Source organism: Pseudoalteromonas sp. R86517 (genome assembly GCF_042466295.1).
In the GTDB taxonomy this organism is placed as follows: Bacteria; Pseudomonadota; Gammaproteobacteria; order Enterobacterales; family Alteromonadaceae; genus Pseudoalteromonas; species Pseudoalteromonas atlantica.
In genome coordinates this window covers 2,767,043-2,782,985 of sequence record NZ_JAXHCB010000001.1, presented here as the reverse complement: position 1 = coordinate 2,782,985, position 15,943 = coordinate 2,767,043, and the positions used below count along the sequence as shown (strand labels likewise).

The window sequence follows — 15,943 nt, the reverse complement described above, 5'->3', positions numbered from 1 at the left end:
CCTCTGTGCTCTCGGTGGTAATTAATGTGTAACTTAAATAAGCTAGCAAGCAAATGCACAAGTGGCGAACAAAATATGTGCAACTTAAATAATTAGTCTATATTCCAAGGTGACAAATTTGCAAAGGATCGCCATGGAAGACTTACTAACTCAAAAAGTAATTGGTTGCGCCATTGAAGTACATAAAAACCTAGGGCCAGGTTTATTAGAATCAAGCTACGAGAGCTGCCTAATATATGAACTGCAGCAAACAGGTTTATCAACAAAAAGCCAAATAAAATTACCAATCAAATATAAAAATACAACCATAGATGCAGGGTATAGGCTCGATATATTAATTCCAAAGCAATTAATAATAGAAATAAAAACAGTTGATAAACTATTGCCAATTCATACAGCACAGCTAATAACATACTTAAAATTAACCGGTATAAAAACAGGATTGCTCATAAACTTTAACCAAGTAAAGCTAATTGAAGGTATAAAGCGAATAAGCGTTTAATAGAAAAGCTAAAAACCTCAACAAACCGATTCGCGCTTGCGCGTAAACATACCTCATGCTTTAATTACACCGCTAAAAAAATAAGTACTCACCAAGGTTGGTGAGCAAGTGCAATATTTAAAATAATTTTGGGATTCTACAATGGCGTTAAGCTGTAAATCACTCGCAACTTCTCTCGTAATGCTAGCAATATCAGGGTGTACAATAGTACCCGGTAGCCATTTTGAAGGCATAGACTCAGGCGAAAAAACATATAACCTTGAGCAAGATCTCGAAAAAGTAAACATTCAAATTATTGACTCAAAGCTTTTAAACACACAAAAGTTAGAACAGGCCGCCGCTAAGCCTATTTCAAGTAATGCAGGTGTAAACACCAGCAACTACGAATACAAACTAGGTGTTGGCGATGTACTAACAATAGGCGTGTGGGATCACCCCGAGCTTACAATACCTGCTGCAGTACAGCGTACCGCAGAGTTTGATGGCTTTAGGGTACAAAAAGACGGCACAATTACTTACGCGTATGCGCCTAACATACCTGCCGCAGGCCGAACTATTAGCCAAGTGCGTGACGACCTAGTAAAGCGCTTAAGCCGAGTAATAGAAGACCCACAAGTAGATGTAAAAGTAGTGGGCTTTAGAAGTCAAAAAGCATACGTAACAGGTGAGGTTAAGCAGCCAGGCGTTTACCCTGTAACCGAAATACCGCTAACCCTAATTGACGCGCTAAACCAAGCCGGCGGTTTAACCGATTCTGCCGATTGGCGCACCGTTACCTTTACCCGAGGCGATAAAACAGAAGTTATTAAGCTTGATGATTTTTATGCCCATGGCGATATTTCGCAAAACCGTTTATTACAGCACGGCGACATAGTGCATGTAAGCCGTAACGATGCACAAAAAGTATTTGTACTAGGCGATGTAAAAAAAGCAGGTTCAGTAACCCTTAATCGCTATGGCTTAAACTTAGCCGAAGCATTAAGCGATTCGGGCGGCTTAAACGAAGCGACAGCAGATGCAAACGGCGTATTTGTACTGCGTAAAAGTAACGTAGAGCAAACGGGCTATATTGCAAACGTATACCAGCTGCATGCAAAAAATATTGCAGCAATGGTACTAGCAGAGCAGTTTGAGCTTGAGCCAAGCGACATTGTATATGTAACCTCTGCACCGCTTGCACGTTGGAACCGTGTAATAAGTTTACTATTACCATCGGTAGCATCAGTTGATAGCTTAGATGATATTTCATCAAACTAAGGGTTAAAAAATGTTTGATTCAGTTTTAGTAGTTTGTGCGGGTAACATATGCCGCAGTCCTACCGGTGAATATGTATTAAAGCAAAAGCTTGAAGGTAAAAATATTAAAGTATCGTCGGCTGGATTAACCGCACTTGAAGGTAAACCCGCCGATGCCACAGCAAAGCAAATTGCGCAGGCAAACGGTGTAAATATGGATGCCCACCAAGGCCGCCAATTAACATCGGCTTTAGTGGCACAAAACAGTGTTATTTTAGTAATGGAAGAGCGCCATTTAAACGATGTACACGCCCGTTACCCAGAGGCACGCGGTAAAACCTTTTTATTAGGTAAATGGATTAACAACGCCGAAATACCCGATCCATACCGCCAAAGCCAAGAGGCGTTTGAACACGTGTACACATTAATCGATAGCGCATGCAGCGCTTGGCAAAAGTATTTATAAGGAATGGCTAAATTAATGACTGCCCAGCCAAGTAATAAAAGTAAAAATACCACGCAACCAACTCAAGAAATCGACTTAATGGCACTATTAGGTGCATTGCTCGACCGTAAATATTTTATAGCCGGTATAACCGCATTATTTATGTTTGTAGGTGTGGTTTATGCTGTATTAAGTACACCGGTTTACCAAGCCACCGCCATGATCCAAGTAGAAGATGGCGGCGCATCGGTCCCAGGGTTTGACGATATGGCCGGCATGTTCGAAAGTACATCGGCCGCAGTAACCGAAATAGAACTCCTTAAATCGCGTAGCGTTATTGGCGAGGCAGTAGATACATTAAAGCTTGATATAACAGCCGAACCTAAGCTCTTCCCTTTTATTGGTAATCGCGCTTATCGTAAATTTATGCCTATGAGCGAGGGTGACCTAGCCGAGCCAAGCTTTGGAGCAAGCAGCTATGCGTGGGGCGGCGAAAGCATCAATATATTTAGGTTTGATGTACCTCGCACTGCTGTAAACCAAGAGTTCACACTTGTAGCACAAATAAATAATAGCGTAGAACTTTTAAGTAGTGATGGCGAACAAATACTCGCTGGTAAAGTAGGCGAGGAGCTTACCAATGGCAAGTTTAACTTAACAGTGCGTGAGCTTAACGCTCGGCCTGGTACCGAGTTTATACTAACCCGTAAAGATCGCTTAAATACAATACTTGATTTACAAGCAGCCATTGGCGCTAGCGAAAAAGGTAAAGACTCAGGCATCATAAATTTAAGCCTGCAAAGCACAAAACCAAGCTACGCTGAAAAAGTACTTGATAAAGTAGCCGCTATTTATGTACGCCGTAACGTAGAGCGCAACAGTGCAGAGGCACAAAAGTCGCTCGAGTTTTTAGAAGTACAACTACCTGAGATTAAAAAGCAACTTGAATACGCCGAGCAACGCTTTAACGATTACCAAATAAAACGCCAGTCTATAAACATAACGCTTGAGACCCAAGGTGTGCTTGAGCAAGTAGTAAAGCTAGAAACCAAACTACAAGAGCTAAACTTAAAACGCTTAGAACTTGGCCGTAAATTTAAAAAAAATCACCCAGCATACCAAGGTATTATTGAGCAAATACAAGCAGTAGAAAAACAAAAAGACCAACTAATTGGCGAGGTAGGTAGCCTGCCCGAAACCCAACAAGAGCTACTACGCCTAAAGCGCGATGTTGAGGTAAGCAATCAAATATATACATTGCTACTTAGTAAAACCCAAGAGCTCGACATAGTGCGTGCTGGTACTGTGGGTAATGTACGTGTTATTGACTACGCAGAGGTAAACACCACAAAACCAGTTAAGCCTAAAAAGGCATTAATAGTGGTTATGGCGACTATGCTAGGCGGTATGTTGAGTATTGCAATTGTGCTTATACAAAAAGCAATGCATAAAGGAGTAGAAGACCCAAGCGAGATAGAAGCGCTTGGCATACCTGTTTACGCAAGTGTACCGCACTCAGATCATCAAGATAAGCTAACCGGCTTTGCTAAAGCACGCAAAAATAAAACCGCAAAAGCAAAAACCATACTCGCGCTCGATAACCCCGCAGACCTTTCAATAGAAGCGCTACGTAGTTTACGTACAAGCTTACATTTTGCGATGATGGAAGCTAAAAACAACATTATTGCTATCTCGGGTCCAAGCCCTGGCGTTGGTAAATCGTTTATTTCGGTTAACTTAGCCTCAGTACTCGCACAAAGTGGTAAAAAAGTACTTATTATTGACGCCGATATGCGCAAAGGCTATTTGCAAACACAGTTTGGCTTAAAATGGGACGACGGACTAAGTGATTACCTATCGGGGCGTTTAAATCTGGAGCAAGTTACTAAACCGACTAAGGTAGAAGGCCTAAGTGTTATTACCCGCGGGCAAATACCACCCAACCCATCAGAGCTGTTAATGCACAGCAACTTTAGTAAGTTGGTTGAAGAAGTAAGCAACGCTTACGACATAGTAATTATAGATACACCACCAATACTTGCGGTAACCGACCCAGCTATAGTAAGCGCACACACAGGCACTACGTTATTGGTAGCACGCTTTGGCCAAAACCATTTACGCGAAATAGAATTAACGCGAGATCGCTTTGATCAAAACGGAATTGACGTTAAAGGCTTAGTATTTAACGGTGTAGTAAAAAAAGCCAGTAATGCATATGGATATTATGGTTACTACAACTACGAATATAAATCAGATAAATAAAACCAAGAATATTTACGTTTATTTAAATTAATTGGAAGCAACATGTTAAACAAAAAAACAGTGTTAATTACAGGTGGCACAGGGTCGTTTGGTAAAAAATTTATAGAAACCATTTTAGCTCGCTACCCTGATGTAAAAAAAATAATCATCTATTCACGTGATGAATTAAAGCAATCGATTATAAAGCAAAAGTATCCTGCTTATGACTACCCACAACTACGCTTTTTTATTGGTGATGTACGCGATAAAGAGCGTTTAACACAGGCGTGTGAAGGGGTTGATGTAATTATCCATGCTGCGGCAATAAAGCAAGTAGATACCGCTGAATACAACCCAACAGAATGTATTCGCACTAATATTGACGGTGCTGAAAATGTAATTCATGCAGCGTTAGCATGTGGTGTAAAAGATGTTGTTGCCTTATCAACAGATAAAGCGTGTGCACCAATCAATTTATACGGTGCAACAAAACTTGCCTCTGATAAATTATTTGCTGCTGCTAACAATATTCGTGGCTCTAAAGATATTAAATTCAGTGTTGTTCGTTACGGCAATGTGATGGGCTCTCGTGGCTCTGTTATTCCTTTCTTTTTAGAAAAACGCAAAGAAGGTGTTTTACCAATAACGCACAATGAAATGACGCGCTTTAATATTTCCCTTCAAGCGGGTGTTGACTTAGTTATGTTTGCACTAGGGCATCACCTAGGTGGTGAGATATTTATTCCTAAAATTCCATCATATAAAATTTTAGACATTGCAGAAGCGGTAGCGCCTAATTGTGAAACACGTAATGTAGGCATTCGCCCCGGTGAAAAACTGCACGAAGAAATGATTACAGATACAGATTCACTCAATACGATTGATTTGGGCCCTTACTACGCTATTTTACCATCGGTTTCATACACATATACTGAAGATGAGTACATTGCACACCACAAAGCTGAAAAAGTACCGTTTGGCTTTAAATATAACTCAGGAACAAATACCGAATGGGAAACAGTAGAAGGGTTGCGTGAACTTATCATTGAGCATGTTGACCCATCATTTGAAGTGCAAGGCTAGTAAAATGATACTGTATGGAAAGCAAGATATAACTCAAGCAGACATTGATTCTGTTGTAAGCGTTTTAAAGTCAAGCTTTTTGACACAGGGGCCACAAGTTCCAGCGTTTGAAAATGCACTTATGAAAGCGACAGGTGCAGACTATGCACTTGCCGTTAATAGCGCTACGTCAGCTTTGCATATTGCTTGCTTAGCGCTTGAGTTGGGGAAAGGTGATATATTATGGACGACACCTATCACGTTTGTAGCTTCAGCTAATTGTGGTTTATATTGTGGTGCCACGGTAGACTTTGTAGATATTGATCCAGCTACTTACAACCTTTGTCCAAAGGCATTAGAGCAAAAATTAGTACAAGCTAAAAAAGAAGGTAAATTACCTAAAGTTTTAGTTGCTGTACATTTATGTGGCCAGCCATGTGATATGAAAGCTATCCATGCGTTATCAATACAGTATGGTTTTAAAATAATTGAAGATGCATCACACGCAATTGGCGGACGCTACTTAGAGCAACCCATAGGCTCATGTGTATACAGTGACATCACCGTGTTTAGCTTTCATCCGGTAAAAATAGTCACCACGGCAGAAGGCGGAGCTGCTTTAACAAATAGTAAAGCGCTTGCTGATAAAATGGCGCTTTATCGCAGCCATGGTATAACACGTGACGAAGCTCTGATGGAAAATGCTTCACATGGTGGTTGGTATTACGAGCAAATTGATTTAGGCTTCAACTACCGCATGACAGAGCTTCAAGCTGCACTTGGTGTTTCGCAGATGAGTCGCTTAGGTGATTTTGTTTCTGCACGCCATCAGTTAGCAAAACGTTATAACGAAAAGCTAGCTGAGCTACCTATAACTTTACCTTATCAATTACCTAATACATATTCAGGCCTACATTTATACGTTATTCGTTTAAACCTAAATGAAATTAGTAAAACGCATAAAGAAGTGTTTGACGCGCTAAGAGAAAATGGTATTGGTGTAAACCTGCATTATATACCAGTACATCTGCAGCCTTATTATCAAAAAATGGGTTTTAAGCAAGGCGACTTCCCTAATGCTGAAAGCTACTATAGTAATGCAATTTCATTACCAATGTTCCACGGTATGACCCAAGAACAACAGGACGAAGTTATTAGTAAACTATCACTCATTTTAGAAGCCTAGTAATGAATATTGCAATAATCCCAGCTCGTGGCGGTAGCAAGCGTATACCTCGAAAAAATATTAAAGCGTTTCATGGTAAACCTATGATTGCTTATTCAATAGAAGCCGCGGTAAATAGTCAGTGCTTTGATAAAATAATTGTCTCTACAGATGACGCCGAAATAGCCGAGGTTGCTATAAAGCATGGAGCTGAAGTGCCTTTTATACGCCCTGACAATATTTCAGACGACTATGCGACGACGCTTGATGTAATTAAGCATGCTATTGAATTTACGGAATCACAAGGCTGGGCCGTTAAAAACGTATGTTGTATTTATGCAACAGCACCCTTTTTAATTCCTGAATTTATTCAAAAAGGGTTGGATGAACTAACATCTGCGAAGATAGATTATGCCTTCAGTGCAACAAGTTTTCCTTTTCCAATTCAAAGGGCTTTAAAGCTTAGTGATGAGCAACGTGTTGAAATGTTTCAGCCAGAACATTTAAATACACGCTCGCAAGATCTCGAAGAGGCATATCATGACGCTGGGCAATTCTACTGGGGTACCAAAAGTGCCTTTTTACAACGCAAACCCTTTTTTTCACCTCAATCGAAAGCTGTTTTGCTACCACGCAAACGCGTTCAAGATATTGATACAAATGAAGATTGGGAGCTAGCAGAGGCACTCTATAAGGCACTTCAATGAGAGTTGTGTTCAGGGTCGACGCATCCCAACATATTGGTAGTGGGCATGTAATGCGTTGCTTAGTTTTAGCTGAGGCTCTTAGGGGTAATGGATATAGTGTTTTATTTGCTACGCGGGCTCAAGTCGCAGACTTAAATGATTTTATCTCAAGCAAGGGGTTTTCGGTAATAGACTTAATGCAACCTAGCTATTGGCAAACACCTACAAGCTCGGCTGATTATGCTGCATGGCTCCAAGTTAGTGAAATAGAAGACTCTCAGGACTTCATATATAAAGTGGAAAATGCGGACCTGGTAATTGTTGACCATTATGGGATTAATATAAAATGGCACAAGCAAGTTAAACAGCATTTATCCTGTACTTTAATGGTTATAGATGACCTTGTAAGGGAGCATGAGGCAGATATTGTGCTTGACCAAACATTGAATCGAGATGCGTTAGAGTATACAAAATTTCGTGATTGCTTAGCACTTACCGGTACCGATTATGCCTTATTAAAACCCGGCTTTAGGTGCTCACGAGAGACTCTACTTCACAAGGGGGAGCCTAATAAACATACTATTTTAATAAGCATGGGGGGAGTTGATCTTCCGAATGCTTCACTAAGCGCATTAGTTGCACTGCAGCACTTAGAAGAGAAGATTCTAACTACGGTTCTACTTAGTAAACGCTCACCAAATTATGAGGTAGTAAAAACCTTTGTTAACACAAATAGTGATTGGGTAAATCACGTCGACTTTGTGGATAATATGCCTGAGTTTATGACTAAGTATAGCATTATGGTAGGGGCGCCAGGGTCAACCTCATGGGAGCGAGCGTGTTTAGGTATACCATCAATAATAGTACCTATTGCCGATAACCAGCAAACTATTGCACTGCAATTAGAATCTGCCAACGCGGTAAAAGTTGTTGAGCTTGAAAATATAAAAAGTGACCTTGTCGCCTCGTTAAAAGAAATACTATCGCAATGGCAAAACTATCGAGCACACAACTTTGCATTGTGTGATGGCTTGGGGTGCGATAGAGCATTAAAGCAATTAAAAAGGTTTATGGAACAATGCTAAAAGTGACTCTACTTTGTTCAGATACAAAACACCCAGTTTTTAAAGCATTGAAGCTGTGGGAAGAAGTTAATCAGCAGCATTACGATATTGAAATACTAACATCAGTAAATGAAATTAAAAGAAACGGTACGCTGCTTTTTTTAATTTCATGCAGCGAAATAGTCAAAAAGCAGCATCGCGATTTTTTTGAGCATACACTGGTACTTCATGCGAGCGACCTACCAAAGGGCAGAGGGTGGAGTCCACATATTTGGGCTATTTTAAATGGCGCTAACGAGCTAACCTTATCGCTACTTGAAGCAGAAGATAAAGTAGATACAGGAGCGATATGGAAAAAGCTACGCATACCACTGGATGGTAATGAGCTCTATGATGAAATTAATGAAAAGCTCTTTGCCGCTGAACTTCAATTAATCACATGGGCGTGTGAAAATGTAGACTCAGTTGCGCCGGTTCTTCAAGATGAGAGCGCAACAAATTATTTGCGCAAGCGCACCCCTGAAGATAGTGAAGTAGATATTAGTCAATCCCTAGAGTCGCAATTTAACTTGCTTAGAGTATGTGATCCTGAGCGATTTCCGGCCTATTTTTATAAAAACGGCTGCAAGTATAAAATTAAAATAGAGAAGTATTAGTATGAATGAGTTTATTACAATTGACGGAAAAAAAATTGGACCTGACTTTACTCCTTATATCATAGCTGAATTATCGGCTAATCATAATGGGGATATAAACAGAGCGTTTGAAATACTAGAGATGGCCAAACGTTGTGGCGCTGATGCTATAAAAATACAGACCTATACTCAAGATACATTAACAATTGATTGTGATAAGCCTGAATTTAAAGTTGAAGGTGGTTTGTGGGATGGTAGAACATTATATGATTTATATACTGAAGCACACATGCCATGGGAGTGGCACAAGCCTCTCTTTGAAAAAGCAAAAGAGTTAGGTATCACAATTTTTAGCTCACCTTTCGACTTTACAGCCGTTGATTTACTTGAAGAGTTAGGCGCACCCGCTTATAAAATAGCATCATTTGAAGCGATTGATTTACCGTTAATTGAATATGTCGCGAAGACAGGTAAACCAATGATTATTTCAACGGGCATGGCAAACGAAGAAGAAATTCGTGAAGCGGTTGAAACTGCAAAAAATGCAGGGTGTAAAGAGCTAGTCGTGCTGCACTGTGTAAGTGGTTACCCTGCACCCGCAAGTGATTACAATTTAGCTACTATACCAGATATGGCAAAACGTTTTGATGTGCTCACAGGCCTTTCAGACCATACAATAGATAATACGACGGCAATTACTTCTGTTGCGCTAGGCGCATGCTTGATTGAAAAGCATGTAACACTTGATAGAAATGGCGGTGGCCCAGATGACAGTTTTTCACTTGAAGAACCAGAGCTAAAGCAGCTATGTGATGATAGTAAAACTGCTTGGGCAGCCACAGGTAAAGTGAATTATGAGCGTAAAGAGAGTGAAAAAGGGAATATGGTATTTAGGCGCTCACTTTACGTAGTAAAAGATGTTGCTGAGGGGGAGTTATTTACCCATGAGAATGTGCGGAGTATTAGACCTGGTTATGGATTGGCACCTAAACACTTAAAAAATGTTTTAGGTAAAAAATCAAATTCAAATATGAAAAAAGGAACTGCTCTTACCTCGGAAGCGCTTTAAATATGAAAGTTGTCTTTGTAGAAAATAAACATAAAACCAGATTTTGGGAACGTATCGCTCAAGAGTTATCAAATGGTGGCCATGAAATTTCTTGGATTGTTCAAAATAAATTATTTAGCCCAAAAGTGGGCTATGTACATGTAATACCATTACCCAAAAATAAAGATTTACACTACAGTGAAAAATTTAAAACATTAGAAAAAAAAGATAGATATTGTTACATATACGATCAGAAACCTACACATTACTCATACTACTATAAGAGCATAAATAGAGTATTGACAGAAATTGAACCGGACTTTGTGTTTGGTGAATCTACTCTATTTCATGAGCTGCTGACCATTCAATGCTGCAGAGAAAAAAGTATTCTTTATCTAAACCCATCAACTTGTCGCTACCCAACCGGAAGATTCTCATTTTATAAATACGATACACAAGAACCATATTTAGGTTCAAATGATGTATGGTCTAATGAGTTGGTTGATCAGATTATTGAACAAGTAACGTTAAGAGAAAAACAGCCCGATTATATGCAAAAACCTAGCTCACTTAAAAAAGTGAGTTATCGCATAAGGCGAATTAAAGGGCTAGTATGTAGCTTTATGTCTTCAGAATTCTTAGGTGAAACATATAATACACCATCATTAAGACAAAAAAGAAAAGTAGAAAGCTTGAGAAGGTTGTATTATCAAAATTATGAAAGTTTAGCAATTGAAAGCATCGATAAATTTGAAATGAGAAATACCTTGGTTTTTCCACTGCAAATGCAACCAGAATCAAACATTGATGTTTGGGGGTACCCATATAACTCACAAAGTGATTTAGTAAGGCAGTTGTCAAAAAATTTGGGTGAAGGGTGGAATATACTTATTAAACCAAACCCTAAATCTAAGTATGAAATATCAAAAGAGTTGCTAGACTCAATAAAAACAAGCACCAATGTATATGCGTTAAAACACAATGTAGACATGAAAGCTCTTTTTAAAAAGTTTGACTTTTTCTTTTCTGTTACGGGAACTATAAATCATGAAACCATCTTATCAGGTAAGAAAAAGTGTTTTAGCCCAAGCTTACCTATTACTAAAAAATTCTCTCCAACGACAGCTAAACTACCTATTAAGCAAGATCTTCTGGCAGATGAAATAATCAATAAAAATAATTCAAGGCTATTAATCTCATATTTAATTAGCTCTAGTTTTTCTGGCTTAATTGGTGACGATATTCACACACCGCAAGTATTTTCAGCAGAGAATATTAGTTCAGTTTCAAAAGCATTCTCTAGTGTTTTAAGTAGGAAGTAGTATGGGTTATTTAACTGGGATTAAAGATTTCTTTTTTGAACTTATGTCCCCTAAAACATCTATTAGTTTTAAAAAAATGAGGCTATTAGCTAGGTCACCAAAGTTACGCGAGCGGTATGCTAATAAGCTGCCAAAGTGTAAGCCAACTAAAGAGGTCCAACAAAGTAAATGGCTAACTTTAAAAGATGAAAATAAATTAGTACTGGAAAGCTTATATCAAAAAGGTTATGCGGAGGGGATAAATCTGACCCCAGAAGCCATTGAGGAACTTATAATATATTGTGATAACAAAGTATTTACACCTGACAGAGATGTTATGGGTGGTACTGAAGTACAATTTAGTGATAAAAATGCACCAGGAGTTAGCTCTATTTATAGTTTAATGAATCCACACAATGACTCTAAAGTAGTGCAGGATTTAGTTGAGTTGTCACCACTCAAGTCGTTGGCTCAGAGTTATCTTGGGGCAATGCCAGTGTTAATGAATAGTCAAATTTGGTATACGTTTCCAATACAAGGCAAAGCTAACCACCACAATTTCGGTTTTCACTATGATGTAGATGACTATAAGTTTTTAAAGTTTTTCTTTTATTTAGATAAGGTAGATAGTGACACAGGGCCTCACATTATAATCTCAGGAACTCATAATGAAAGTAGCGCTTTTAAATATTTTAATCGTCGTATTAGCAATAATGTCGCACAAAAAAGGTATGCAGATAAAATAGTTGAAATGTTAGGAGGGGCTGGAGCTGGGTTTGCTGAAGATACATTCTGTTATCATAAAGGTTGTTTCCCAAATAAAAGGCGATTGATTTTGCAAATCCAATTTGGAATATCCATTAAATAAAGGCGGGTTAAATGTCGTTTTGTATTCATATAAATACAACCAATTTAAAAGAAATATCTGAGCTTTTGATTCAAGAGGGCTCACAACATATCAAACTTGACAATGGAAGTTGGTTGGTTGGCCAATTACGTCATGAGCAACAGAAAAATATCAGTAACGAAAGTATACAAAGTAAATCTAATGACATTGGAAAACTCAAAACATATTTAGACTCTATTTGCTATCAATACTTTGCGGTGTTTTATTCAGAACCATTAGGGCAGTTGTTTTTACTAAAAGATTTTACTGGATGCGAAGCAGGTTATTATAAGATAACCTCATCAAAAATTATTGTTAGTGATAATGTGAATTCTGTTTTGAATGCAACTGATGACAACCAAATAGATGAAATGGCGGCATTTAATTTTATATATTTTGAAATGCCTTGGAAGCCTCAAAGTTTATTTAAAGATATTTATTCAGCTTTAAACGATACTGTATATTGTTTCGACAAACAGAATAACAGCTTTACATTGCAAGATTATTTTAAAGTACAAAGCACTAAAAACTGTCAAACACTCACACTCAGGGACTCAATAACAGCAGCGCATGAAAAAAGATTGTCAACTGATAATGCAATTTTTTTATCCGGTGGTATTGATTCTCAAGTTATGGCTATAGCTTTGAGAAAAGACTTAGGCACTAAAAACTTATCATCTTATAATTTTTCAATCAAAGGCGCTAAGAACTCTGAGCATGCTGAAGCAAAACAAACTGCTAATAGGTTAGGAATTGATTTTGAGCACGTAGAAGTCGACCCTAAAAAAGAAATTGATTTTGAAAAGCTTTTTTTAGAACAAAACTCCCCTTATGTAGGCTCTATACCTTTAAGTAATATTTTTAGTAAGGTTAACAATAATAGAAATGTTACATTTTTTGGTGGGCAAGATACCCGTTTACATACCCCTTCTCTAACTCAATTAGACCTACTTTATTGGCAATTTAATAGTATTATCGGCTCGGCTTCGAAGTCTATTTTAAATACAGCTGGTAAGTTAGGCGCTTTTACCTTAATGCATGCTAGGCGTAAAGAGCGAACAGAGAAGTTCGATAGGCTAATTCGCTTAGTAAGCAATCTAAGTAAACCACAAAACTTTTTAGCTTATAGACACTTTCATATTCACCAATTCGACTTTATCAATGAGAAGCTAGCTACACACGGTGCTTTAAATGAATTAAAGACAATATTAAGCAATCAAAGCTTTTCAACCCCTCGAGATACATACAATAAAATAGTAGAGCTTAACTGGCGTAAGCAATACATGTTTGATATTGAGTATATGGTTGGGAATTGTAGAGGTTTTGGCTTTGATTGTGTTATGCCGTTTTATGATAAAGAGTTAGCGCAATTTTCTGCGAACATTGATTTTGATTTAGCAACAAAAATAACTAAGGGTAGGGCTGGGCATTCTAACAAACAAGTACGAGTGAATAAATTTGCCTTAAGAGAAGCTTATAAAGGCGAGCTAGACGATAGTTTAATTTATAGAGATAAAGCTGTTTGCCCAACTACTTATATGTTTTTTAATGGAGCATTAAAAGCATCGTTGAATGATTTTATCTATAGCAACCCATTAGTAGGAACAGAGCTTGGTGAAGCAATCTATATTAATGAGTTAATAGCTTTAGCCAAGAAAAAACATCAAAACTGGAAGCCTGAAGATAATGCTATTTTAGTTGTAATATTTAATGCTATTGTTATTTCTCAATATTATAAAAAGATACAAAGTTAAATGGTTGGGATAGCTAAAAGCCTTTTAAGCTTTGTTTTTTTTAAAGGGATTGTTTTTTTCTCAGTGATATTCTTTTCAGTATTAGGCTTTACAGAGGAGTATATCCAACTAGAGAAAAATATTGCTTTAGCGACAATGGTTACACCGTTTTTAGTTTTTGGTTTAACCATGAGCTTTTCTCATTACAACTTAACTAAAAAAACAAACAAATATGACTGGTTTTATTGGAATCATTTGAAGTACAGCACTATTGTTTTAGTTTTGCTGTTCTTATGTTTTAGTTTTTTTCAGTGGCCAAATCAAAATGCTGTATTATTGTTGATTTTGTTTGTATTCGCTCGCTTTTATTCACAATCATTCAAAATTAAAAACAATGTGCATTACTCTTCTTTGATTGATGCTCTACCGTATATTTTTATAAGTGTTTCGTTGGTGTTTTTAATTGCGGGTATTAATCTGAATTCAGTATTTACTCTACTTTTTTTTCCTATTATTTATTTTATATTTCGTCAGTTAAACTTTAAATTATCGACGCTATCTTTTAAAGGTATAAAGCCACATGAGTTTTATGCTTTCGGGGGGAAAGCTTTTTATGTCTCAGCGATAGTAGTTGCTGTAACTATGATACCGCGTGCTTTCGTTGATTATTTTATTGGGGATTCTGATATAGAAAGTTTTTTATTATCTTTGAGGTATGCAACAATTTCTGTATTACTCTATCAATTTTTTTCGATAAAATTTTTCTCTAAAATTTATAGTTTAGAACATGGAAAAATATTACTCTTTGGCAGCCTAACTTTCAGTATTGTCTTCTTATTTACTCTATTATGTCTATATTTAATTGGTTTGTTTGGGTTTATTGATAATTCAAACTTTAATTTCTTATCTGCATTAATAACCTCTATTTGGGTAACTGTATCTTTCTTTGAATATTTTGTGTCTAAATCTGAGCGCCAAAGTGTGTTTTTACTTGCTGTGATTATATTGTTGGCTTTTTCCTTTTTCTTTTTAGCACTAGTTTCAGGATTTGTAAGTAAGCAGTATATGTTAATAGTATGTTTCATTTGTGTGGTGGTATCTCAGTTAGTTGCTATTTTTTATAAGAGCTTTACCCGTATGCTAGGTGAGGTTGCTACCTGCTCAATTTTAATAATAATCTTTGGACTACACCATGTTTAAACTTATTTTCCAAAACTTTGTAACAATATTTTTACCTTCCTTATTAAAGGTCATGATATTGAATTTATTGGGGCATTCTATATCTAGAAAATCAAAAATCGGACCTGTTATTTTAGGTGCTTCCACTAAGTTAAAGTTGCATGAAGGTACATTTATAGGGGGGTTCAATTTATTGTCATGCTCCTCAGTTGAGTTAAAAAAAGATTCATTTATTCGAAGGTTTAACACGTTTGAAGGTGTATTTGCTGTTAAGCTTGATAAGCAAGCATCTATTGGTAACTTTAATCGTTTTGTAAATTCTAACAGCGAATTAGAAGAGTTAAAATCGGAATTGAAATTAGGAGTATACTCAAATTTAACATCAAAGCACTATTTTGATATGACAGCAAGTATAATAATAGGCAGTAATACAGTAATAGGTGGTATTGGGAGTCAATTCTGGACTCATGGGTTTCAGCATTTTAACTTAGGGTCAGTCCGACTTCGAGTTGATGGGGCAATATCTGTGGGGGACGGTGTTTATGTAGGGTCGAGAGTTTTACTCAATCCAAATGTAGTTGTAGGGGACGAGGTATCTATTGGTGCTGGGGCAATTGTGGGGAAAAGCATAAAGTCTTCTGGGTTGTATGTATCGCAGCCTTTAAGGTGTATAAAAGTTACAGAAGAAGCTTTTTTCCAAAAATACCGTAAAGTTGATTCAAATAATCCGAATGCTAAAATATTTAGGAAAGAATAATTT

The 15,943-nt window shown here is 37.4% G+C and carries 15 protein-coding genes; all 15 read left to right on the top strand.

Annotated elements, in window-relative coordinates; genetic code table 11:
* Positions 1-133: 133 nt before the first annotated feature.
* The 15 genes from SJY38_RS12695 to SJY38_RS12625 all read left to right on the top strand — a co-directional run bounded on the left by SJY38_RS12695 (position 134) and on the right by SJY38_RS12625 (position 15,940).
* A complete protein-coding gene (locus SJY38_RS12695; RefSeq protein ID WP_377109913.1) occupies positions 134-502 on the top strand; it encodes a GxxExxY protein in 369 nt (122 codons plus the stop codon).
* Positions 503-643: 141 nt separating this feature from the next.
* The gene (locus SJY38_RS12690) at positions 644-1,759 is read left to right on the top strand and encodes a polysaccharide export protein (protein WP_286744664.1); all 1,116 of its coding nucleotides are present in this window, start codon (positions 644-646) and stop codon (positions 1,757-1,759) included.
* 10 nt (positions 1,760-1,769) lie between these two features.
* On the top strand, positions 1,770-2,204 hold the full coding sequence (locus SJY38_RS12685) for a low molecular weight protein-tyrosine-phosphatase (RefSeq protein WP_138686047.1): 435 nt from the start codon (positions 1,770-1,772) through the stop codon (positions 2,202-2,204).
* A 15-nt stretch (positions 2,205-2,219) separates the two neighbouring features.
* The gene (locus SJY38_RS12680; RefSeq protein ID WP_377109912.1) at positions 2,220-4,445 is read left to right on the top strand and encodes a polysaccharide biosynthesis tyrosine autokinase; all 2,226 of its coding nucleotides are present in this window, start codon (positions 2,220-2,222) and stop codon (positions 4,443-4,445) included.
* 42 nt (positions 4,446-4,487) lie between these two features.
* Positions 4,488-5,507: a UDP-N-acetylglucosamine 4,6-dehydratase (inverting) gene (gene pseB / locus SJY38_RS12675; protein WP_377109911.1), complete on the top strand. Its 1,020-nt coding sequence runs from the start codon at positions 4,488-4,490 to the stop codon at positions 5,505-5,507.
* Between the two features lie 4 nt (positions 5,508-5,511).
* On the top strand, positions 5,512-6,672 hold the full coding sequence (pseC, locus tag SJY38_RS12670) for a UDP-4-amino-4,6-dideoxy-N-acetyl-beta-L-altrosamine transaminase (protein ID WP_377109910.1): 1,161 nt from the start codon (positions 5,512-5,514) through the stop codon (positions 6,670-6,672).
* A 2-nt stretch (positions 6,673-6,674) separates the two neighbouring features.
* Complete coding sequence (pseF, locus tag SJY38_RS12665) at positions 6,675-7,358, top strand: pseudaminic acid cytidylyltransferase (RefSeq protein ID WP_256846625.1); 684 nt, start codon at positions 6,675-6,677, stop codon at positions 7,356-7,358.
* A complete protein-coding gene (gene pseG / locus SJY38_RS12660) occupies positions 7,355-8,422 on the top strand; it encodes a UDP-2,4-diacetamido-2,4,6-trideoxy-beta-L-altropyranose hydrolase (RefSeq protein WP_377109909.1) in 1,068 nt (355 codons plus the stop codon). Before pseF ends, pseG begins: the two co-directional genes overlap by 4 nt.
* Positions 8,416-9,057, top strand: a complete 642-nt coding sequence (locus tag SJY38_RS12655; RefSeq protein WP_273001964.1) for a formyltransferase family protein — start codon at positions 8,416-8,418, stop codon at positions 9,055-9,057. Before pseG ends, SJY38_RS12655 begins: the two co-directional genes overlap by 7 nt.
* A 1-nt stretch (position 9,058) precedes the next feature.
* Positions 9,059-10,105 carry a pseudaminic acid synthase gene (gene pseI / locus SJY38_RS12650; RefSeq protein ID WP_377109907.1) on the top strand — a complete coding sequence of 349 codons (1,047 nt, stop codon included), beginning with the start codon at positions 9,059-9,061 and terminating at the stop codon, positions 10,103-10,105.
* A gap of 2 nt (positions 10,106-10,107) precedes the next feature.
* A complete protein-coding gene (locus tag SJY38_RS12645; protein ID WP_377109906.1) occupies positions 10,108-11,406 on the top strand; it encodes a hypothetical protein in 1,299 nt (432 codons plus the stop codon).
* Between the two features lies 1 nt (position 11,407).
* Positions 11,408-12,253 (top strand): hypothetical protein, encoded by an 846-nt coding sequence (locus tag SJY38_RS12640; protein ID WP_377109905.1) that lies wholly within the window; start codon positions 11,408-11,410, stop codon positions 12,251-12,253.
* An 11-nt stretch (positions 12,254-12,264) separates the two neighbouring features.
* A complete protein-coding gene (locus SJY38_RS12635) occupies positions 12,265-14,025 on the top strand; it encodes an asparagine synthase-related protein (protein ID WP_377109904.1) in 1,761 nt (586 codons plus the stop codon).
* Complete coding sequence (locus SJY38_RS12630; protein ID WP_377109903.1) at positions 14,026-15,204, top strand: hypothetical protein; 1,179 nt, start codon at positions 14,026-14,028, stop codon at positions 15,202-15,204.
* Positions 15,197-15,940: an acyltransferase gene (locus SJY38_RS12625; RefSeq protein ID WP_377109902.1), complete on the top strand. Its 744-nt coding sequence runs from the start codon at positions 15,197-15,199 to the stop codon at positions 15,938-15,940. Before SJY38_RS12630 ends, SJY38_RS12625 begins: the two co-directional genes overlap by 8 nt.
* Positions 15,941-15,943 lie beyond the last annotated feature (3 nt).